At 38.7% G+C, this 20582-nt stretch carries 24 protein-coding genes, 1 tRNA gene and 1 riboswitch; of the genes, 20 read left to right on the top strand and 5 right to left on the bottom strand.

Features of this window, described 5'->3' with window-relative positions; genetic code table 11:
• Positions 1-7: 7 nt before the first annotated feature.
• The gene (locus AC0VYO_RS14425) at positions 8-913 is read right to left on the bottom strand and encodes a hypothetical protein (protein WP_475367753.1); all 906 of its coding nucleotides are present in this window, start codon (positions 911-913) and stop codon (positions 8-10) included.
• A gap of 113 nt (positions 914-1026) precedes the next feature.
• Here AC0VYO_RS14425 and AC0VYO_RS14420 point away from each other — a divergent pair, with 113 nt between their 5' ends.
• The 15 genes from AC0VYO_RS14420 to AC0VYO_RS14350 all read left to right on the top strand — a co-directional run bounded on the left by AC0VYO_RS14420 (position 1027) and on the right by AC0VYO_RS14350 (position 15094).
• Complete coding sequence (locus tag AC0VYO_RS14420; protein ID WP_430244288.1) at positions 1027-2079, top strand: M42 family metallopeptidase; 1053 nt, start codon at positions 1027-1029, stop codon at positions 2077-2079.
• Positions 2080-2186: 107 nt separating this feature from the next.
• On the top strand, positions 2187-3650 hold the full coding sequence (locus AC0VYO_RS14415; protein ID WP_475367752.1) for a spore germination protein: 1464 nt from the start codon (positions 2187-2189) through the stop codon (positions 3648-3650).
• Positions 3651-3774: 124 nt separating this feature from the next.
• Positions 3775-3975, top strand: coding sequence for a YqgQ family protein (locus AC0VYO_RS14410; RefSeq protein ID WP_303530630.1), 201 nt, complete (start codon positions 3775-3777; stop codon positions 3973-3975).
• Complete coding sequence (nfsA, locus tag AC0VYO_RS14405) at positions 3972-4721, top strand: oxygen-insensitive NADPH nitroreductase (protein WP_475367751.1); 750 nt, start codon at positions 3972-3974, stop codon at positions 4719-4721. Before AC0VYO_RS14410 ends, nfsA begins: the two co-directional genes overlap by 4 nt.
• Before the next feature lie 27 nt (positions 4722-4748).
• Complete coding sequence (locus AC0VYO_RS14400) at positions 4749-5720, top strand: ROK family glucokinase (protein ID WP_430244294.1); 972 nt, start codon at positions 4749-4751, stop codon at positions 5718-5720.
• Positions 5721-6014: 294 nt separating this feature from the next.
• A complete protein-coding gene (locus tag AC0VYO_RS14395) occupies positions 6015-7889 on the top strand; it encodes an LTA synthase family protein (RefSeq protein ID WP_430244296.1) in 1875 nt (624 codons plus the stop codon).
• A gap of 166 nt (positions 7890-8055) precedes the next feature.
• Complete coding sequence (locus AC0VYO_RS14390) at positions 8056-9243, top strand: M14 family zinc carboxypeptidase (RefSeq protein WP_475367750.1); 1188 nt, start codon at positions 8056-8058, stop codon at positions 9241-9243.
• 55 nt (positions 9244-9298) lie between these two features.
• Positions 9299-9415, top strand: a riboswitch (TPP riboswitch).
• A 212-nt stretch (positions 9416-9627) separates the two neighbouring features.
• The gene (gene thiE, locus AC0VYO_RS14385; protein ID WP_475367749.1) at positions 9628-10263 is read left to right on the top strand and encodes a thiamine phosphate synthase; all 636 of its coding nucleotides are present in this window, start codon (positions 9628-9630) and stop codon (positions 10261-10263) included.
• Positions 10260-10457, top strand: coding sequence for a sulfur carrier protein ThiS (gene thiS, locus AC0VYO_RS14380; protein WP_194222156.1), 198 nt, complete (start codon positions 10260-10262; stop codon positions 10455-10457). The genes thiE and thiS overlap by 4 nt, the downstream gene beginning before the upstream one ends.
• Positions 10458-10461: 4 nt before the next feature.
• Entirely contained in the window at positions 10462-11226 is a 765-nt protein-coding gene (locus AC0VYO_RS14375) for a thiazole synthase (RefSeq protein WP_194222155.1), read from the top strand.
• A gap of 16 nt (positions 11227-11242) precedes the next feature.
• Complete coding sequence (thiO, locus tag AC0VYO_RS14370) at positions 11243-12334, top strand: glycine oxidase ThiO (RefSeq protein ID WP_475367748.1); 1092 nt, start codon at positions 11243-11245, stop codon at positions 12332-12334.
• A gap of 16 nt (positions 12335-12350) precedes the next feature.
• Positions 12351-13163, top strand: a complete 813-nt coding sequence (thiD, locus tag AC0VYO_RS14365) for a bifunctional hydroxymethylpyrimidine kinase/phosphomethylpyrimidine kinase (RefSeq protein ID WP_194222154.1) — start codon at positions 12351-12353, stop codon at positions 13161-13163.
• 153 nt (positions 13164-13316) lie between these two features.
• The gene (locus tag AC0VYO_RS14360) at positions 13317-14012 is read left to right on the top strand and encodes an ATP-binding cassette domain-containing protein (protein WP_475367747.1); all 696 of its coding nucleotides are present in this window, start codon (positions 13317-13319) and stop codon (positions 14010-14012) included.
• Positions 14013-14015: 3 nt separating this feature from the next.
• The gene (locus AC0VYO_RS14355) at positions 14016-14789 is read left to right on the top strand and encodes an ABC transporter permease (RefSeq protein WP_475367746.1); all 774 of its coding nucleotides are present in this window, start codon (positions 14016-14018) and stop codon (positions 14787-14789) included.
• Positions 14789-15094: an MTH1187 family thiamine-binding protein gene (locus AC0VYO_RS14350; protein ID WP_194222151.1), complete on the top strand. Its 306-nt coding sequence runs from the start codon at positions 14789-14791 to the stop codon at positions 15092-15094. Before AC0VYO_RS14355 ends, AC0VYO_RS14350 begins: the two co-directional genes overlap by 1 nt.
• 114 nt (positions 15095-15208) lie before the next feature.
• Here AC0VYO_RS14350 and AC0VYO_RS14345 read toward each other — a convergent pair whose 3' ends face one another.
• The gene (locus AC0VYO_RS14345) at positions 15209-15394 is read right to left on the bottom strand and encodes a DUF2759 domain-containing protein (RefSeq protein ID WP_098444211.1); all 186 of its coding nucleotides are present in this window, start codon (positions 15392-15394) and stop codon (positions 15209-15211) included.
• A 147-nt stretch (positions 15395-15541) separates the two neighbouring features.
• Positions 15542-16021, bottom strand: a complete 480-nt coding sequence (locus AC0VYO_RS14340) for a hypothetical protein (protein ID WP_475367745.1) — start codon at positions 16019-16021, stop codon at positions 15542-15544.
• Positions 16022-16094: 73 nt separating this feature from the next.
• Here AC0VYO_RS14340 and AC0VYO_RS14335 point away from each other — a divergent pair, with 73 nt between their 5' ends.
• Positions 16095-16736 (top strand): MBL fold metallo-hydrolase, encoded by a 642-nt coding sequence (locus AC0VYO_RS14335; protein ID WP_475367744.1) that lies wholly within the window; start codon positions 16095-16097, stop codon positions 16734-16736.
• Between the two features lie 24 nt (positions 16737-16760).
• On the top strand, positions 16761-17834 hold the full coding sequence (locus AC0VYO_RS14330; RefSeq protein ID WP_475367743.1) for an SAM-dependent methyltransferase: 1074 nt from the start codon (positions 16761-16763) through the stop codon (positions 17832-17834).
• 22 nt (positions 17835-17856) lie between these two features.
• On the opposite strand, the gene AC0VYO_RS14325 is transcribed toward AC0VYO_RS14330, so the two are convergent.
• On the bottom strand, positions 17857-18102 hold the full coding sequence (locus tag AC0VYO_RS14325) for a DUF2626 domain-containing protein (protein ID WP_098444207.1): 246 nt from the start codon (positions 18100-18102) through the stop codon (positions 17857-17859).
• A 248-nt stretch (positions 18103-18350) separates the two neighbouring features.
• Between AC0VYO_RS14325 and AC0VYO_RS14320 the strand changes: the two genes are divergently transcribed.
• Complete coding sequence (locus AC0VYO_RS14320; protein WP_194222147.1) at positions 18351-18734, top strand: Spx/MgsR family RNA polymerase-binding regulatory protein; 384 nt, start codon at positions 18351-18353, stop codon at positions 18732-18734.
• A gap of 5 nt (positions 18735-18739) precedes the next feature.
• Here AC0VYO_RS14320 and AC0VYO_RS14315 read toward each other — a convergent pair.
• Positions 18740-18814: transfer RNA gene (locus AC0VYO_RS14315), tRNA-Gln, on the bottom strand.
• Positions 18815-19346: 532 nt separating this feature from the next.
• On the opposite strand from AC0VYO_RS14315, the gene AC0VYO_RS14310 reads away from it, so the two are divergent.
• Together AC0VYO_RS14310 and AC0VYO_RS14305 are read left to right on the top strand one after the other, a co-directional pair.
• Positions 19347-19661, top strand: a complete 315-nt coding sequence (locus AC0VYO_RS14310; protein ID WP_194222145.1) for a YbjQ family protein — start codon at positions 19347-19349, stop codon at positions 19659-19661.
• 37 nt (positions 19662-19698) lie between these two features.
• On the top strand, positions 19699-20550 hold the full coding sequence (locus AC0VYO_RS14305; RefSeq protein WP_430244322.1) for an alpha/beta fold hydrolase: 852 nt from the start codon (positions 19699-19701) through the stop codon (positions 20548-20550).
• The last annotated feature ends 32 nt before the right edge of the window (positions 20551-20582 follow it).

Raw genomic sequence — 20582 nt, 5'->3', positions numbered from 1 at the left:
CCTTTCTTTATTCTTCTGTATCTTGTGGCTCTAATATAGGCTCGTTAAGGTATTGAATAAGCTCAATGTTCTTTCCACTTTTCGTTTGGAATAGGATGAGTAAATATGGTGAATCTTTATGAAGCAATATGATTGGAATTGTACTTCCAATAGGTGATTCTGTCGGGCCATTCGGTGGAATTATGCCAAGGAAATAGTTTTTGTATAGACCTTCCCAAATGCCTCCGATCGTATCAGCGGTCTGTTTCTGAGATAGTCCTGGGAGCGTTCGCTGTTGATATTGATCTAACGAGGTTAGTGGGAAAATATAATAGTCTTCAGGATGAAGATTATATTCTGTTACCATAGCTTTGAAAACCAACTGGGCTTGTTGATCCATGGCATGATCGAGGATGTATTGCCATTCTTTTTCCTCTTCACTTGAAGCCTTTTTAAAAGACTCAAGTGGTGTCATCGGAGAGTCAATGACGTAAAGTTGGTCATAACTCAATTGCTGGGCACTTTTAATTACATCATTAGGGTAATGGATTTCTCCATAATGGTAGGTAATCGCTTCATAATGTCCGCTATCTTCACTTGTAGATTCTTTTTTTTGACGAAGTGTAGCCGTATTTTCTTTCCAAATTGACATGGAATCAATCAGGCGACCTTCTTCATAGAGAAATGATAAATCTTGACGAAGGTAAGCCACTTCAGAAAGACTTGATTCTGTCTTCCAATCCAATGTGTATTCATCTTCATCGTCCTGCGTTAGAATAGAAAGAGATGTGCTTGCTGAATCAAATGCGACGTCTGGATCAGGTGGGAAATACGTAAATGATTCCCTAACAGGATTACTACTAGTGTTAACAAGGATGAGCGCAAAAAAACCAATCATACCTAGCATGATAACGTAGTGAATTCTTTTGATCATCCCGATACCTCCAAATGAGTAAGCTTGTCATCATATGTATGTGATAGTTAACTGAAATATGAAGAAGGATTCGTTTGCTTTTCCAATTAATTCAATTTGAGAGGATGAAATCAATGAGTGATTTATTTCATGCAGAAGAACTTCTACAAACTACGAAAGAATTAGTTAGTATTCCAAGCCCATCTGGTTACACTGATGAAGTCATTAGTTGGGTTGAGGGGAGAATGCAAGAGCTTGGAGTAGAGACAAAACGAAATAATAAGGGTGGACTCATTGCTACTATTGAAGGGGCAGATTCGTCGCGTCAACGGATGTTAACAGCTCATGTTGATACATTGGGAGCGATGGTGAAAGAAATTAAGAGTGATGGTCGCCTGCGCTTATCTTTAATTGGTGGTTTTCGATTTAATGCAATTGAAGGTGAGTACTGTGAGATTATCACCGGAGATGGCAAGCGTTTTACTGGAACGATTCTTTTACACCAAACCTCTGTTCATGTTTATAAAAACAATGGGGAGGTCAAACGAGACGAACAGAACATGGAAGTGCGTCTTGATGAGCGTGTCTTTAATCCTGAAGATGTCATGAATTTAGGAGTGAGTGTTGGTGACTTTATTTCTTTTGACCCTCGTGTCCAAATTACCGATTCTGGATTTATTAAATCACGCCATTTGGATGATAAAGCTAGTGTAGCTCTTCTTCTTGCAAACATTAAGAAACTAAAAGAAAACAACATCAGGCTTCCACATACGACGCATTTTCTAATCTCGAATAATGAAGAAATTGGTTATGGTGGTAATTCCAATATCCCTGATCAAACCATCGAATACATAGCTGTGGATATGGGAGCACTTGGAGATGGACAAACTTCTGATGAATATACGGTTTCGATCTGTGCCAAAGATTCAAGCGGTCCATATCATTATCGCTTACGTAAACATCTTGTGAAGCTTGCAGAGGAAAATAAGATTGAGTATAAACTCGACATTTATCCTTATTATGGGTCAGATGCATCAGCTGCCATTCGGGCAGGAGTGGATGTTCGTCATGCGCTTATTGGTCCTGGTATTGATGCTTCCCACGCATATGAGCGAACACATCAGGATTCAATGCTTCATACAGCACATTTAATTTATCAGTACCTCTTATCGGAAATGATCGATTGAATGAGATAACCAGCCTTTCTTAAAAGGCTGGTTTTTCTATGCCCAATTTTCCAATGAGGTATGCATAATGTAAGAATGGTGAATGATGGAAGGGAGGAGGGGGAACTATGTCTCAAAAAAAGATCATTCATCCCGTTAGTCGTTCATTTGAGGAAAATATCGATTTCCTTCATAAAGAATTAGGTGTTGGGAAAAGTTTTGATGTTATTCAACTAGATCTTGATTACGCAGGTAGAAAAATGGCGATGTTTTTAATCGATGGCTTTGTCAAAGATGATATTCTTCACTATCTTATGAAGTTACTATCAAGACTTGAACCTTCCCAACTTGATCCTGATCCACTTGAGAAGCTCATGAAAGTACATATCCCATACGTTGAAATTGATCGACAAAAGGATCTGGATGTTGTAATGGATTTAGTGCTTGCTGGTCCAACTGCCCTTATTGTAGAAGGTATGAGCGAAGTTATTATGATCGATGCAAGAACGTACCCGGTCAGAGGACCACAGGAACCAGATTTGGAGCGTGTAACAAGGGGCGCGAGAGATGGCTTTGTAGAAACGATCGTATTCAATACATCACTGACGAGAAGAAGAGTGAGAGATAAAACGTTAAGAATGGAATATATGCAAGTAGGTAGAAGGTCCAAAACAGACATTTGTGTTAGTTATATTGAAGATATTGCTGATCCTGAAATCGTAAATAGAATTAAGGATTCTGTTAGTAACATTGATACAGATGGCTTACCGATGGGCGAAAAGACGATTGAAGAGTTTATTTGTGGAAGACATTTAAATCCTTATCCTCTTGTGAGGTACACAGAGCGTCCCGATACAGCAGCTATTCACCTTTATGAAGGTCACGTATTGATCTTTGTAGATGGATCGCCCAGTGTGCTTATTACCCCTACTACTTTCTGGCATCATCTGCAACATGCTGAAGAGTACAGACAAAAGCCGCTTGTTGGCGGATATTTGAGACTTGTTCGTTTTATAGCCGTTTGGATCGGAATTTTCATTTTGCCGCTATGGTATTTATTTGCTACAAACCCACGGTTACTCGGTTCAAATATGCAGTTTATTGGGGTAGATCAAAACGGAACGTTGCCTCTGTTCGTTCAATTTTTACTTATAGAAATAGGGATTGATATACTCAGGATGGCAACCATTCATACTCCAACCTCCCTTGCGACTGCGCTTGGTCTTGTATCGGCCATTTTGATTGGACAAGTAGCAGTAGAGGTAGGACTGTTTATTAATGAGGTCATTTTATATTTGGCCCTTGCAGCAATGGGGACATTCGCAACACCATCCTATGAATTAAGTCTTGCTAATCGACTTTTTCGTCTCTTATTGCTCATTTTGACCGCAGCTTTTGGCGTAATTGGATTTGTTGGAGGATTTACACTATGGATAATGCTTTTAATTCGTACAAAATCGTTTCATATTCCTTATCTATGGCCGTTTATCCCGTTTTCTTATCGGGCATTTCGAGATGTTATATTCAGATCACCTATGCCACTTAAAAATCGTAGACCTACGGTATTACATCCTAAAGATCCGGATCGTTAATATCAATGGCTTATTTACAAGATGTAAAGCAGAGACTACATTTCTTAAACGGGAATGTGGTCTTTTTGTGCGTAATTATTTTTTTTGGCGCTAGGGATTGCTATAATGAACAATGGTGAAGAAAATGAAAACATTTTATGATATACAGCAGCTTTTAAAGCAATATGGCATGATTGTTTATACTGGAACTCGACTTGGAGACCTTGAACTAATGGAAGGCGAGATCCAAGAGTTATACGATATGAAAATTCTCGAGAATGAGGATTACCTCGTCGCCAGAATGATCATAAGAAATGAAATTAGCAAGGAGAGGGACAAAACATGAATCAGACAATTGAAACGATGCTTGCTCACCGCTCAATTAGAGCATTTAAAGATAAGCCATTAACAGAAGAGCAAATTCATACGTTAGTAAAAGCAGCGCAATCCGCTTCAACTTCAAGCTACATACAAGCATATTCGATCATTGGTGTGGAAGACAAAGAAAAGAAAAAGCAGCTTGCTGAATTAGCTGGTGGGCAAAGTTATGTTGAAAAAAATGGTCACTTCTTTGTTTTTTGTGCAGATTTCAATCGTCACCATGCAACAGCTGAAATGCATGGGACAGATGTAACGGAAACGACGCAAACAACTGAAAAGTTCATGGTAGGATTAATAGATGCAGCGCTTGCTGCACAAAACGCCAGCATAGCAGCAGAGTCAATGGGACTAGGTATTTGCTATATTGGTGGCATTCGGAACGACCTTGATAAAGTGAGTGAAGTATTGAATCTTCCTCAATTTGTTATTCCTTTATTTGGTCTTTGTGTTGGATATCCCGATCAGGATCCAGATGTAAAACCACGATTGCCCTTAAATAACATCTATCATATTGATGAATATGAGCAGGATGCAAATGCATTTAAAAAAGGATTAAACGAATATGATGAAGTTATTTCAGGTTATTACACGAATCGAACGGGAGGTCAACGATCAGCAGGATGGACTTCTATGATGGCACATAAATTAGCGACCCCTGTTCGAACGTATATGAAGAAATTTCTTGAAAAGAAAGGTTTTCCTCTGAAATAAAGTGTTACTTGCGAAAGGTGGATTAAGATGAAAGAAGAAAAATGGCTCATTGGTGTTGATTTAGGTGGAACAACCATCAAGCTTTCATTCCTAGATTTTTATGGTGAAATTATTAGTAAATGGGAAATTCCTACTGATAAATCGGAAGCTGGTCGTCATATCACAACTCATATAGCTCGTGCTATTGATGATAAGATGGAAGAAATGAACGTTAGCAGAAAGAAGTTTTCTGGTATCGGTATGGGAGCTCCAGGTTTCATTGAAATGGATTCAGGATTTATTTACCACGCAGTAAACATTGGATGGCGAGACTTTCCTTTAAAAGACAAGCTTGAAGTTGAAACAGGGTTACCAGTTATTATTGATAACGATGCGAACATTGCTGCTCTTGGTGAAATGTGGCGTGGCGCAGGTGATGGAGCACGTGATTTGCTATGCGTCACGCTTGGGACTGGAGTAGGCGGAGGCGTTATTACGAATGGAACAATCATTCATGGAACGAATGGCATGGCGGGGGAAATAGGTCATATTACATCCATCCCTGATGGTGGAGCGCAATGCAATTGTGGCAAAACAGGCTGCCTTGAAACAGTAGCATCAGCGACTGGTGTTGTTCGTATTGCGATGGAAAAACTTATGTCACATCAGGACAGTGTCCTATATCATATTTATCAAGAAAAGAATGAAATTACTTCTCGTGATATTTTTGAAGGCGCTGATGCCGAGGATCCATATGCTGTTGAAGTAGTGAATAATGTAACTTTCCATCTAGGACTTGCGATTGCAAACCTGGCTAATTCCTTGAATCCTTCTAAAATTGTAATAGGTGGGGGCGTATCAAAAGCAGGAGATGTACTTCTAACCCCCTTAAAAAAACAATTTGAAAAATATGCATTGCCAAGAGTTAGAGAAGGTGCGGATTTTGCAATTGCCACACTCGGCAATGATGCTGGCGTAATAGGAGGAGCGTGGCTCGTAAAAACGAAATTGATGAAATAGTCCTAGTTTTTCATGTTTCAGCCTGCTATAACAAGGGAAGAAGAGATCAGTTAAGTTCGATCTTTTCTTTTTTTTATGTAAAAAAATTGCCCAAATGAAACTTTTTGTCCTTTTCATTCGTTATTACTAACAGACAGGCTGCTCAGAATCAAAATAATTGTGAAAGAAATACTAAAATAAGGACAAAAGTTAGTTGATTAAATTTCGAAAACATACTATCATTGCGATTATGTATGGTCGTAGAAAGTAATGGTAGCTTTTCCTTATATTCAACTAAGGAGGTACTAAGAAAACATGAAAAAGCTACAAAATAAGTATTCTTTTTTCCTAATCGTAGCCTTTATGCTGTGGTTAAAAACGTATTTGGTGTATGAATTTGCTTTCAACATTGAACCTGAAAATAAAATGGAAGGGTTTATTTTACTGCTAAACCCACTTAGTTCTGTATTGCTATTCCTCGGTTTTGCCCTATTTGCCTCACCAAAGTATCGCAACAGAGTACTATTGGTCATTAATTTTATTGGCTCATTTATTCTATTTGCAAACGTCGTATACTACCGTGAATTTACTGATTTTATAACAATACCATTGTTGTTTCAAACGAATAATATGGGAGAGCTCGGAAATAGTATTGCTGAACTTGTAAGCGGTTTTGATTTCTTGCTCTTTGTAGATATCATTATTCTGTCAGTTTTCCTTTTCGTAAGAAAAACGAAGGCGTACACGGTTAAGAAGAAAGAAATTGCTATTGTATTTGCTAGTGCTATAGCTCTTTTTGCTGTTAATGTTGGGCTTGCAGAAACAGAACGCCCGCAGCTCTTAACTCGTACGTTTGATCGTGAAATGCTCATAAAATATATTGGTACTTATAACTACCACGTTTATGACGCTGTTCTTCAGTCGAAAGCAAAAGCACAGCGAGCATTTGCAGATGGCAGTGAGATTGTAGATATCGAAAACTATGTAAAAGCTAACCACGTTGAGCCAGATCCTGAAATGTTTGGTAAAGCAGAAGGGAAAAACATCATCCTTGTATCGTTAGAATCCACACAGAGTTTTGTAGTGAATGAAGAAGTGGATGGAGAAGAAATTACGCCTTTCTTAAATGATCTTATAGATGAAAGTTATTATTTCCCGAATTTCTATCATCAAACAGCTCAGGGTAAAACTTCTGACTCCGAATTTATTCTTGAGAATTCATTATATGGACTCCCAAGTGGAGCTGTATTCTTTACCCATTCAGGTAACGAATACAATGCATCTCCAGAAATATTAAGTGAGGATGGATACTATAATGCTGTCTTCCACGCGAATAACAAAAGCTTCTGGAACCGTGACGTTATGTATGACTCCCTTAAATACGATAAGTTCTATGACATTAACGATTTTACAGTAACGCCTGATAATTCAATCGGATGGGGATTGAAAGATGAATATTTCTTTGATCAATCCATTAAATATTTAGAAACGCTACCGGAACCTTACTATGCTAAATACATTACATTAACGAACCACTTTCCTTTTACACTTGAATCAGAGGATGAATATATTCCAGAGTGGACTTCAGATGATGGAACTGTTAACAGATTTTTCACTACAGTTCGATATCAGGATGAAGCTCTAAAGAAATTCTTTGAGCGCATGAAAGAAGAAGGACTTTATGAAGATTCCATCTTCGTCATGTACGGTGATCACTATGGAATTTCTGAGAACCATAACAAAGCTATGGGAGAATTCTTAGGCAAAGAAATTACACCATTTGAATCCACGGAACTTCAAAAAGTTCCACTCGTTGTTCATATTCCTGGCCAAGAAGGGGAAGTGATGGACCAGGTCGGTGGTCAAATTGATTTGAAGCCGACGATCATGCACCTGCTTGGTATTGATACGAAGGATATGATTAAATTTGGTAACGATCTTTTTGCAAAAGAACAGGATAATTTCACTATCCTTCGCGATGGAAGCTTCATTACTGAAAATAATCTATACACTAAAAATGTCTGTTATGACAAAGAAACAGGAGAAGAAACGGATAAATCAGCCTGTGAACCATACATGGAGAAGGCAAAAACTGATCTTGCCTACTCAGATAAAATCGTTTATGGAGACCTTCTACGTTTCTTAGGCAAGCATGATGAGCAACAAGAGGATACAGAAATAGAAAAATAGCATGAAAGATGCAAACCCCACCTTGGATGTTAGGTGGGGTTATTGTATTGTAATGAATTTTTTCTGAGGCGAGCAATAAGGCTAATATGTCCTAATTATGTAGCATATGCATCACTCATTATTTCATATCATTGTAAGAAGGATATGAAATGTGGGAGGGTATGACATGAAAATTAGGGTGAAGAGTGGGGATAGCCTTTGGAAATATAGCCGAGTGTTTCAAATTCCACTTCGATTAATATTAGATAGTAATAATCTTGAGAATCCTGATCAACTTATAGTCGGAGAACAAATTCAGATCCCTGGGTTTGTCACGAAAAGTTATACCATTAAGCCAGGAGATACATTATGGAAAATAGCAGGATGGTACGGAACACCCCTAGATGGTGTTCTTTTGCTAAACGATTCGAATCCTTTTTCGTTACAACCAGGAGAAAAAGTGAATATACCGATTCGTGTAACGTGGTCACTCATTAACCCAAATCAAAATTACGATTATCAAACCCTTGTTAATGATATTCGAAAAATACTTGCTGTTTATCCATTTATTAAACGATCAATCATTGGCGAATCTGTCATGGAAAAGCCAATCCCAGAACTAGTAGTGGGAACAGGAAAGAAAAAAGTTCATATGAATGGAGCATTTCATGCTAATGAATGGTTAACCTCAACTCTCATTATGAAATTTGTAGATGATTATTCTTGTGAATTGACGAATAGTCAGAGATTGAGCGGTGTTTACCTCCCATCTCTATATGAATCGACTTCTCTCTCTCTTGTACCCATGGTAAACCCAGATGGCGTTGATCTTGTCATTAATGGATTACCTGAAGAAGAACCTTATCGCTCATTAGCGGATCAAATTAATAATGGAAGTGAACAATTTAACAGATGGAAGGCGAACATTAGGGGAGTTGATTTAAACAATCAGTATCCTGCTAAATGGGAAATAGAAGCTGAACGAAAACCAACAAAACCTTCTCCAAGAAATTACCCGGGAAAAGCACCGCTTACAGAGCCAGAAGCAATAGCGATCGCAGACCTGACGAGAAGAAAGGAATTTGATCGTGCGCTAGCATTTCATTCTCAAGGTGAAGTGATCTTTTGGGGTTTCGAAGGACTTGAACCTCCTGAGTCAGAAATCTTAGTGAGAGAATTTTCGCGACTGAGCGGTTATCGAGCAGTTCGCTATGTTGATAGTTTCGCTGGATACAAGGATTGGTTTATTCAAGACTTTAGAAGACCGGGTTTTACCGTAGAAATTGGAAAAGGGGAAAGTCCTTTGCCTACTTCTGATTTCAACACTATTTACCAAGATACGTTAGGGATTTTCCTTTCTTCTCTGTATATGTAGGTTAGTGGCTTGTTTTTTAATCACTTCTTTGTCATAATAAACTTAATTTCATAATTCCAAAGACTAGGGGTGCCTTCATGTAAGGGAAGGCTGAGAAAAAGAAACCGTCATTTCTTTTACCCTTGAACCTGATCTGGTTGATACCAGCGTAGGGAAGTCGGTAGCAGTATTGATTACGTATTACTACCCCCATTCCTTACGCGGAATGGGGTTTTTTAGTGTGTTTTATGTTAATCGTTTTTAAGCGTTTACGGTGGTAGCTTATACTCTTGATTCTCGATTTTTAGCTCGAAGCGATTGGTTATCACAGAGCGTAATTGAGCCGAAAATCAACAAAGCTCATTAACATAGGCTTAAGGTTAAAAGTATTAGAGGAGGTAAATAATGAAGGATTTTAAATTATACGTCATTACAGGGGAAGAATTCCACCCTGATCGAGACCTAGTTGAGGTAATGGAGCAAGCGATACAAGGTGGTGCTGATATTATTCAATTGCGTGATAAGACGAATTCTAAAAAGGTTGTACTAGCAAAAGCTTTGAGATTAAAGGAGCTAACACAAAAATATGAAGTTCCCTTTATTGTGAATGATCACATTGATATTGCGCTAGCCGTTGATGCTGATGGCATTCATCTCGGTCAGGATGATTTACCTTTAGAGGTAGCAAGGAAGATTGTTGGACCTAATAAGATCATCGGTATCTCCACACATCGAATCGAAGAAGCGCGTGAAGCAGAGCAGCGTGGTGCTGATTACATCGGGGCTGGGCCAGTCTTTCCTACAAATAGCAAAAGCGATGTTGTTGATCCAGTAACAACTGACTATCTCAAAGAAGTTGCAGCAGAAATATCTATTCCGTTTGTAGCCATCGGCGGCATCAAATTGCATAATGTTTCGGACGTCCTCCATTCAGGTGCTTCTAGAGTATGTGTCATTAGTGAAGTAGTTGGTAGTGCCGATATTAAAGGCACGTGCGAAGCATTTATTCAATCCATTCAAAAAGAGGTGATTCCCAAGTGACATTACTAGTTAATGGAGAGCAGCATGATTTAGAAGTGGCAACATTGAAAGAAGTTGTTACTCATTTTGGCTTGCAAGAAGGGTTGGTTGTCACTGAAGTTAATGGAACAATTATTGATCGCTCGGAATGGATCGATACAGAAGTAAAAGAAGGAATGAAAATCGAACTTGTCCACTTTGTAGGAGGGGGTTGACCGAATGAATGATAAATTAACAATAGCCGGTAAAGAACTTTCTTCACGATTGTTTCTTGGCACGGGAAGATATCCAAATCCATATGTTCAAAATAAAGCAATTGAAGCTTCTGAAGCAGAAGTTCTCACATTTGCTATTCGAAGAGTGAATCTTACTGCACCAAATGAAGATGCGATTTTACAGCACATCGAGAATCAATCATTTCACTATTTGCCCAATACTTCCGGAGCTACGACTGCTGAAGAAGCCATTCGCATCGCTCGTTTAGCAAAAGCATCTGGCTTAAGTGATTGGATAAAAATCGAAGTTAGTCGTGATGAAAAAATGCTAATCCCTGATCCGGTGGAAACTTTGAAAGCTACAGAGGTTCTTGCTAAAGAAGGTTTTGTTGTTTTACCGTATACTTCTGATGATCCAGCACTTTGCTATCGACTACAAGAAGCAGGTGCAGCGGCTGTCATGCCAGGTGGATCTCCTATTGGAACTGGTCTCGGCATCTTAAATCCATACAATATTGAACTAATTACAGAACAACTGAAGGTACCCGTCATAGTCGATGCGGGTCTTGGACATGCATCTGATGTAACACAAGCGATGGAGCTTGGGGCAGATGGAGTCCTCCTTAATACAGCCATAGCGAAAGCGAGAAACCCTGTTATGATGGCTGAGTCAGTTAAGTTGGCTATTAGAGCAGGAAGATTGTCTTACGTTGCAGGAAGAATTCCTAAAAAGAAGTACGCCACTGCAAGTAGTCCAGTACGAAATTAATAGAAGGAGGGCGATCATGGCTAACATTACGATTGTAGGAGGCGGAGTGATTGGTCTCTCCATTGCCTATGAATGCCGTACGAGGGGACATGAAACGACTGTAGTAGAAGCTCATAAGTGTGGGGGGCAAGCTTCAGGTGCAGCTGCAGGCATGCTTGCGCCTTATTCGGAAATTGAAGAAGATCCAGATGATTTTTTCAGGCTTTGCCAACATAGTTTAAAGCTTTTCCCGAAATGGCAGGAAGAAATCAAACAGAATTCAGATGTTGATTTTGAATATAGCGAGAGCGGCAGTCTTTATTGTATCTTTCATGAGGCTGATCGGCTGTCTCTTGAGACAAAGCAGGCCTGGCAACGTAAGTTTAACGTCGAATCTACAATATTAAATGCTGACGAAGTAAGAGAGAAAGAGCCAGGCCTTTCTCAAGATGTTGTTGCAGCATTATGGTGTCCAGAAGAGTCACATATTTATGCTCCTGGCTACGTCTCAGCGCTTTTAGATGCTTGTCGCAAGTTAGGTGTTCGGGTGATAGAGAATGCGGGAGAGGCGACGTTTGAAGAGAATAACGTTGTGGTAAAAGGTCAACGGATCGAAAGCGATCGAGTTGTTCTTGCTGCAGGAGCATGGTCTATGTACTGGGAGGAAGCACTTGGTTTGACGTTGCCCATTTATCCAATACGAGGACAAATTTGCGCATATGAAGCCCCATCTCTCAATCACATTATTTTTACAAGTCAAGGCTATCTTGTAGCGAAAGCAAATGGATCAGTTGTTGCTGGTGCTTCGGAGGACATCGCTGGTTTTGATACATCTGTTACAGAACATGGTGTAGGAAGACTTGAGAAATGGAGTAAGCAAGTGATGCCTGCCTTACAGCAGAAAAATCCATTTCATAAGTGGGCGGGGTTAAGACCTGCTACTCAAGATGGCTTTCCTATTATCGGAAAGCTAGATCATAAACCTAAGGTTATTTTAGCCACTGGTCATTATCGGAACGGAATCTTACTTAGTCCTGTTACAGCAAAAATTGTAGCAAATGAAATCGATGGAAGTGTTAGTGAAATAGGGCTCGGTCAATTTCGACCTGATCGTTTCCAGGTTATATAATGAAGGAGTGAGTTTTATGCGTAAAGCACTTACGATAGCTGGATCTGATAGTGGAGGAGGAGCTGGTATTCAGGCCGATTTAAAAACATTTCAAGAGCGTGAAGTGTTTGGGATGAGTGCCATAACGGCACTTACAGCTCAAAATACTCTAGGGGTTCACAATGTTTATCCCCAATCTATAGAAGCGGTTCAATCTCAGTTAGATGCTGTGCTATCGGATATTGGAACAGATGCTGTGAAAACTGGTATGCTTTTCTCTAGTGATATTATTTTGGGCGTTGCTAAGAAGATAAGAGAATACCAGGTGCCAAACCTTGTGATTGATCCTGTTATGATTGCAAAGGGAGGAGCATCACTCCTTCAAAAAGAGGCGATTCGTGCCATGAAGGAAGAACTCATTCCTCTTGGTACTATTATTACACCAAATATTCCTGAAGCTTCGGAGTTATTAGGTGGCGACTCAATTACTTCAGTTCGAGAAATGGAAGAAGCTGCAGCGGCATTACAGGACTTTGGTGCAAAGGCTGTCCTTGTTAAAGGCGGACATATGGATGGAGAAACTTCTATAGATGTTTTGTATGCGAACCAACGTTTTTATCACTATGAGTCTAAACGAATTGATACAAAACATACTCATGGAACGGGATGTACCTTCTCTGCTTGCATCGCTGCAGAGCTTGCGAAAGGACGAACAATACAAGAGGCGGTCTCAACTGCAAAAGAATTTATTACAGCAGCCATTGCGAATTCTCTTTCTATAGGTAATGGAATTGGACCTACGAACCACTCTGCGCATAGGCAAAAGCTAATAAGTGGAATGAAACAATAGCTCTGCACTGCGCAGAGTTTTTTATTTGGGGTTGTCTTTTAGGATGAGAAGGTCGAAAATACATAAGCTATACACGAAAGGCACTTTCGTATCATAGGTCATCAATGCATGATAGAATAATGGTGTTAATTTACAGTAAGGAAAGGTCGTCTCATGAATAAAATAATTGAAGTGAAAAATGTGAATAATGAACGTGTGTCAGATATTCATTTTGATATGCTAGAAGGATCATTAACAACGATCATCGGCCCTTCAGGCGCTGGAAAAAGTAGCTTATTGATGTTGCTGAACCGATTAGAGGATCCTGATAGAGGTGAAATTCTCTTTAAAGGAAAGAAGCTAGATGAATTTTCAATCAATAAGCTACGTCGAAATATTGGGATGGTCTTTCAACAGGCTCACCTATTTAATGGAACAATTGAAGATAATTTAAAGTTTGGACCGCTTCTAGAAAAGAAATGGAATGAAAAAATGGGCATTCAACTATTAGAGAAAGTTCAATTACCTCGCGATTTTTTAACAAAAGATGTGGAAAATTTATCTGGTGGTGAAGAGCAAAGAGTGGCATTTGCGAGAACGCTTGCTAATAATCCTGAGGTGTTGTTATTAGACGAGGTGACTAGTGCGCTTGATATGCGTACAGTTGATTGGATGGAAGAATTGTTACATACACTTGTGAATGAAGAAGGGAAAACGATTCTAATGATTACACATGATCTAAAGCAGGCGAAGAGGCTTGGTTCATATACTCTCTTTATGAATGAAGGAAAGATTGAAGAACAAGGAGAAACGAAAAAATTGTTTCAATCGCCTAAATCAGATGCTTTAAAGCACTTTTTGGAAGGATAACCAATGACTGAAATATCAAGTCTATCTTTATTAACGATGATTCTCTTTGTCATGATCCCCGTGTCTCTTTCTTATTTATTTTCACTAGGAATTGGCAAATCCGCGATTTGGTCTTCCTTACGTGGGGTAGTTCAATTATTTTTTATAGGCTACATTCTTACTTTTTTGTTTTCAATGCGTGATTGGCAGGGAATAGGTCTTTGGGTAGCGGTTATGCTGGTCATTGCTTCTCTACAAGCTGCCAAAAGAGGAAAGGGTATACCCTATGCCTTTCTGCTATCTCTTTGTTCTCTCATATTGATTGAAGTGTTTGTTCTCTCACTATGGATTATTTTTGATATCATTCCATTTAAATCAGAACAAGTCATTCCAATGAGTGGAATGATTATTGGTAATAGTATGGTTGCAACAGGTCTAGCATTCGAGAGAATGAAAAATGAGTTTCATGATAGCAAAGGGAAAATTCTTGCAGCGTTGTCACTTGGGGCAAATTCGTCACAAGCTTCTCAAATGATCATAAGGAAAACAATTCGTGCGGCTATGATCCCTAACGTAGATGGATTAAAAACGATTGGTCTTGTACAATTGCCCGGTATGATGACAGGACTTATTCTAGGTGGCGCTTCGCCCATTGAAGCTATACGATATCAAATTGTAATATCGATAAGCATCTTCTCATCCGTTTCCATATGTGCGATGATTATATCGTTAGTTACATACCGCTTTTTCTATAATCGAAAGATGCAGTTATTAGAAGTCAAAGGAGGAAATAAATAATGGCAATTGTAGACGTTACGGTTATTCCGATTGGTACAGAAACTCCTAGTGTCAGCAAATATGTAGCTGAGGTACAGAAGATTCTTGAATCTTATTCAGATCGAGTTACTTATAGGTTAACACCAATGAGCACTCTTATTGAAGGGGAAATAGCAGATCTTCTCGAGGTGGTCCATGCCATACATGAGGCACCTTTTCAAGCGGGGATAGAGCGTGTCGCTACTAACCTTCGTATAGATGATCGTCGTGATAAAAAGGTTAAGATGGATGATAAACTTGATTCGGTAAACAGGCACTTAGAATAAGTGCCTGTCATCATTTAGTTGATTACTGGTTGTTTTGCTATGCTGTGACAGATTCATAAAATTATTCTTTTCATTTTTCTTCGAAATAAAAAAACAGCCTAAATGGCTGTTTTTTTAGTGGCCTCCGCCGCCCCCAGATCCGAAAAGTATATCGATCATTGTGGCAACGGTAAAGGCGCCGAATACAAGCACTGTTAATCCTGCAAAGGCAAGGCCCATAAAGTTCTTTTCACGAAGAGAACGGAATACGCCCCATACGCAAAATAACGTAACGATTGCAAAAATAATTGCTAACCCCATTTGGAATACCTCCCTATCCATGCACTCTTTATCAGTATACCCGTAAAATAGCTGTTGCATGGTTAAATCATAAATTTTTCTAACTTGCGTGGTATGTACGATAAGTCCTTTCTTATTTTAACCGTTTTCTTTTCGTTTGTCGAGGTGTTATTCATCCAAAAATGTAAGTTCAATGTTATAAGCTCGAGCAATACCCTCCATTAGTTCAATGGACATATGATCAACAAAAAAGAGTTCACCCTCTTTGCAAATCAAATGCTCTTCCATTTGAAGAATCGCCATTTCGATTTGCGGCTGCTCTCCGTTCCTTATAGTAAAGCAGGAGACCATCTTTTTATAAAGAAAATACTCATTGTTTTGAGAAACAAACCCATAATCTGAAAAAGAGGGAGTTATTTCTGTGTTTGGAGAAAGGTATAGAAGTGGGTAGAAGTCTTGAAATATATTTTTGGAAATGTAGTATTCCTGAAGAGCAACAGCTTCTTCACGATCATTTAGAATAACGAGCTGTTTATCTCGATCAAACACTTTTGCAAGTTCGGCTGTCTTTTTCACTATCTGGGCCATGAAGCCAGGTAGTTTATTATTTGGGGGATTCATTTCTACGCCATACATGTTTTTCAACATAAACATCTCCTTTTGTACAACCTTTTGTATAGTGTAGAATAAGAAACATAATCTTTCAATGGAGGCGATGACAATGGAATGGAAACAAATGGCTGTTGGGCCGGTGCAAGCAAACGCAGGATTCTTATGGAATGAGCAAAATGAGGCTCTTATCATTGATCCGGGAGCTGAAGGTGGTCGAATCAAAAGGAAAGTGGAAAAGCTAGAACTAAAACCAATCGCTATTCTTTTAACTCATGCTCATTTCGATCATATTGGAGCGGTGGATCTGATAAGAGAAACGTATCAAATCCCAGTTTACTTACATATTTATGAGGAAAAATGGCTTTCAGATGCTTCTTTAAATGGCTCTAAGCTGTTTCCGGTAGTTGATAATATTGAAGGTAAGCCGGCTGATCATTTAATTGAAAGTGAAGGGAAAATGACAATCGGACCGTTTCAATTTGAGGTATTTGAAACGCCAGGACATTCACCTGGTAGCGTCTCATTTTATTTTAAAGACGTTAATCTAGTCTTTTCAGGTGATGCCCTTTTTGCAGGTAGCGTAGGAAGAACTGATCTTCCTGGTGGAAATCAAAAGCAGCTGCTGAACAGTATACATAACCGCCTTCTAGTATTACCAGAAGAAACGATTGTAGCCTCTGGTCATGGACCGTCTACGACAATAGAAGTGGAGATGGCAGAGAATCCGTTTCTAAATGGATTTTCTTTATAAATGACGTCTTTAAGGGATGAAATCATGAAGGAGATCGAGCGTAGTCCTGGAGGCGCTATATCGTTCGAGAAATTTATGAAGCTGTCTCTTTATCATGAGCGGTATGGCTATTACCAGGTAAATCAACCTAAAACAGGTCGAAACGGTGATTTCTATACATCTACAAGTGTTCATGATATTTTTCCTAGAGTTATGGCTCGGGTTCTGATTGCCGATATTCACAAGCATAATCTTGAACCTTTCATTGTTGATGCAGGGTCTGGTGATGGGAACTTCATTGCCTCCTTTCTTGATGAAGTGAAACAAAAAGACCAGGCACTTTTTCATCAACTAACTTATTGTGTGATAGAAGCAAGTCAATACCATCGTCGTCTAATTAAAGAAAAGGTGCACGAGCTTAACGTGAGAATGTATGCTTCACTTTCTGAAATAAAGAATGACGTACCTATATTAAACGGTATTCTTTTATCCAATGAACTGTTAGATGCTTTTCCTGTTCGGGTTGTAGAGAAATTTCAAAATCAATTGTGGGAAGTATGTGTGGGAATAGATCATCGTGGTTCTTTTAGGGAGATCTACAAACCTTGTACAGATGCAAAGCTAATCAAATGGTTAAATCATCATGACGTTGTTCTTGCGGAAAATCAACGCTTTGAAGTACCCTTGATCATGAGCGATTGGCTTTATAAGACTGGTGAATGGATTTCCGAGGGGAAAGTTTATACAATTGACTACGGCTACACGAACGAGGAATGGCAACATCCTGCAAGGAAAAGGGGGAGTCTGCGCGGGTACAGGAAACACCAATTAATGGAAGATGTTCTTCAGTATCCAGGGGAAATGGATTTAACCACCCATGTTTCTATTGATGCAATTGAAAAGATTGGAATAGAAAATGGACTAGAATGGCTTGAGTGCTTGCCGCAGGGACAGTTTCTTTTGAAGCATGATCTATTAAGCTTTATTAAGCAAGTCAATCCAGATAAACCGTTTTCTAATGAACAAAAACAAAATCGAGCAATTAGATGGTTAGCAGAATCAAATCAGTTTCTTGTCATGATTCAAGAAAAGCGCCAAAGAAAAAAAGACGATGCATGAGCATCGTCTTTTTTCGTTCGAATTAATGTCCGCCTGATCCAGGCGTCATCATGAACACTGACCAGTATGAAAAACCGACCATAAATAAAGTTAAGTATACACCAAAAATATACAGATAAGTACGTTCTGTTAAGTTTAAATAACTTAACGCTAAAAACATGCCGGCCTGGCCAAGGAACAGCAATCCCAATACTGGCATCTCACCAACAAAGCCCATTAGTGAGAAAATGCCGGTCCAGAAAGCTAAAACTCGGTACATTCTAGGCATAAAAGTTCCTCCCTTGCTCGTTCATTCCTCATACATATCGTATTATATATGAGGTTCTGTAGAAAAGTAAATGCTAGTCTCATGGCAAAATAATGACTTTCCTTATTTAACCTTGAAAAGGGTTCCAATTTATTATCCCAAATCGTTCACAAAAATACAAATCTTTTTCTTGTACAATATTTGTTTAAGTGTTGTATAATGTGGGTAATGTTAGTTATTAACGGAAAACGAAACGGGGAGGATTTAAATTGGAAGATAAATTATTGTTTTACACTTATCCAAGTTGTACCTCATGTAGAAAAACAAAAGCCTGGTTAAAAGAAAATGGCGTTAATTTTGAGGAGCGTCACTTATTTAAAGACACACCTTCCATTGAAGAGCTAAAAGAAATTATCACTCTTTCTACTGACGGAATTGAAGAGATTCTAGCTAGAAGGAGTAGCTCCTTTAAAAAGCTAAATGTTGAAATTGACGATTTAACCATAACAGAGATGTTAGAGCTTATGCATAACGAACCAAAACTTCTTAGAAGACCTATCGTAACAAATGGAAAAAAACTGATTGTGGGCTATAACAAATCAGGACTTCAGAACTTAAAACAGCGAAAGAAAAAACTCGCGGTGGTTTCATAAGAAATTGGCTGGGCTAGCTGGATTCGAACCAGCGCATGACGGAATCAAAATCCGTTGCCTTACCGCTTGGCTATAGCCCAATCATGTATTTCTCTGATAGTATGATCAGAGAATCAGTAACTTATACTTACATTGAAGGTGCGAATTGTAATGGTATCTTTTTTCTGAGTTAGCACTTTAAATAATAATAAGTAATGTATGTTTTAGGAATGTCCTACTGCTTATTTGAATAAGATAGCATCATAATCCATGTCACAGCGATATGCGGAAAACTTCTGCGTATCGCTTTTTTGTAGTTTGTTAAAGTTTTTTTAATTAATTAGTGAAAAATAAAAATGTTCACTAATAAAGGCGAAATTTTCAGAGAAAACGAAGTAAAGTAGATCCTAATAAGGTATTCTTTAAGTAGTAATTGAAGAATGAAAGGGAAGAGCATAATTAAGATTTTCCTTATAATTAGCGCCTCTGTATTTCAGTTCCTTATTGTAGTAATGTTCTTTATCCAGAAAGTTTGGGTGCCGATTGTTGCGTTGGCATATGTTCTTTCACTTTTATTTTTAATTCTTGTACTAATAAAAGAACGAAGATCGATGGAGAGAGGAGAAAAAAGTGATGATGATCGTAACTACTGATGAGATAGCAACGAAAGAGATCAAGGAAGTTATTGGGTATGTTCGTGGGAGCACAGTTCAATCCAAACACGTAGGGAAAGACATACTAGCAAGTCTTCGAACAATAGTAGGGGGAGAAATAACAGAATATACAGAAATGATGACGGAAGCACGGCAAAGAGCTATCGCAAGAATGGTCAAAGATGCTGAGGGGAAGGGAGCAAATGCGATTGTCGGTTTTCGCCTTCAGTCTTCAGCTGTAATGTCAAGCGCATCAGAAATTATAGCTTATGGAACAGCGGTTATTATAGGATGACGGGATTCACGCAACCTAAGTAAAGGGAGTGGTCTATATGTGGAAACAAACGCTTATTAATACAAAGCGAGGGACTTTTGAAGTTTTTATCAAAGGGAACGGTCCTCCATTATGTGTGACGCACCTGTACTCTCAATTTAATGAAAGCGGAGACTATTTTGCAGATACGTTTACGACTAGTCATAAAGTCTACTTAGTTAATTTAAAGGATGCGGGTCATTCAGATTCTGTAAACGCACCTTATGAGTATTTTATGTTGGAGACTGTATTTGATCTTGAAAGTGTTAGATCAGCTCTTGGAGTTAAACAGTGGACATTCGCTGGTCATTCTACGGGAGGGATGCTTGGTTGTGTATATGGAATTCATGCATCCCGTTCGCTTACAGCCATAATAATAGTAGGAGCTGCAGCTAGAGAATATGGTTCTTCGTCGTCAGCATGTATATATAACTCTGCGCATGAGAATTATCACATCATGCAGCATTACATAGAAAAACTAAAAGACTCGAGACTTGGTGATGATGAGCGGGAAAGGATCACCAGAGACAGAACCAAGCTGTCTCTTTATTTGCCAGAAAAATATCAAGACTATTTTTCAAAACGAATAAATAAAAAGATGGCAACAAATCGGATGAACTTTTTTGCCCGCGAAATCATCCAATTTGATGTAACGAAACAACTTAATATAATATCTGCCCCAACTTTAATAGCATGTGGGAAGCATGACGTCCAGTGTCCTTTATTATTTTCGGAAGAAATAGCAGATGGAATTCCAAATGCCCAACTGGCTATTTTTGATCAAAGCAATCATTATCCTTTTCTTGAAGAAAAAGCATTATTTGAAACAAAGGTTCATGATTTTCTCAATGATGCGTCATTTAGATATTGAATATTGAGTATAAACCCCAAATCATTATTGAG

This window comes from Anaerobacillus sp. 63XJN7_4_ISO-PGPR-S23-413 (assembly GCF_056173725.1).
This window is presented reverse-complemented; position numbering and strand designations above follow the sequence as displayed.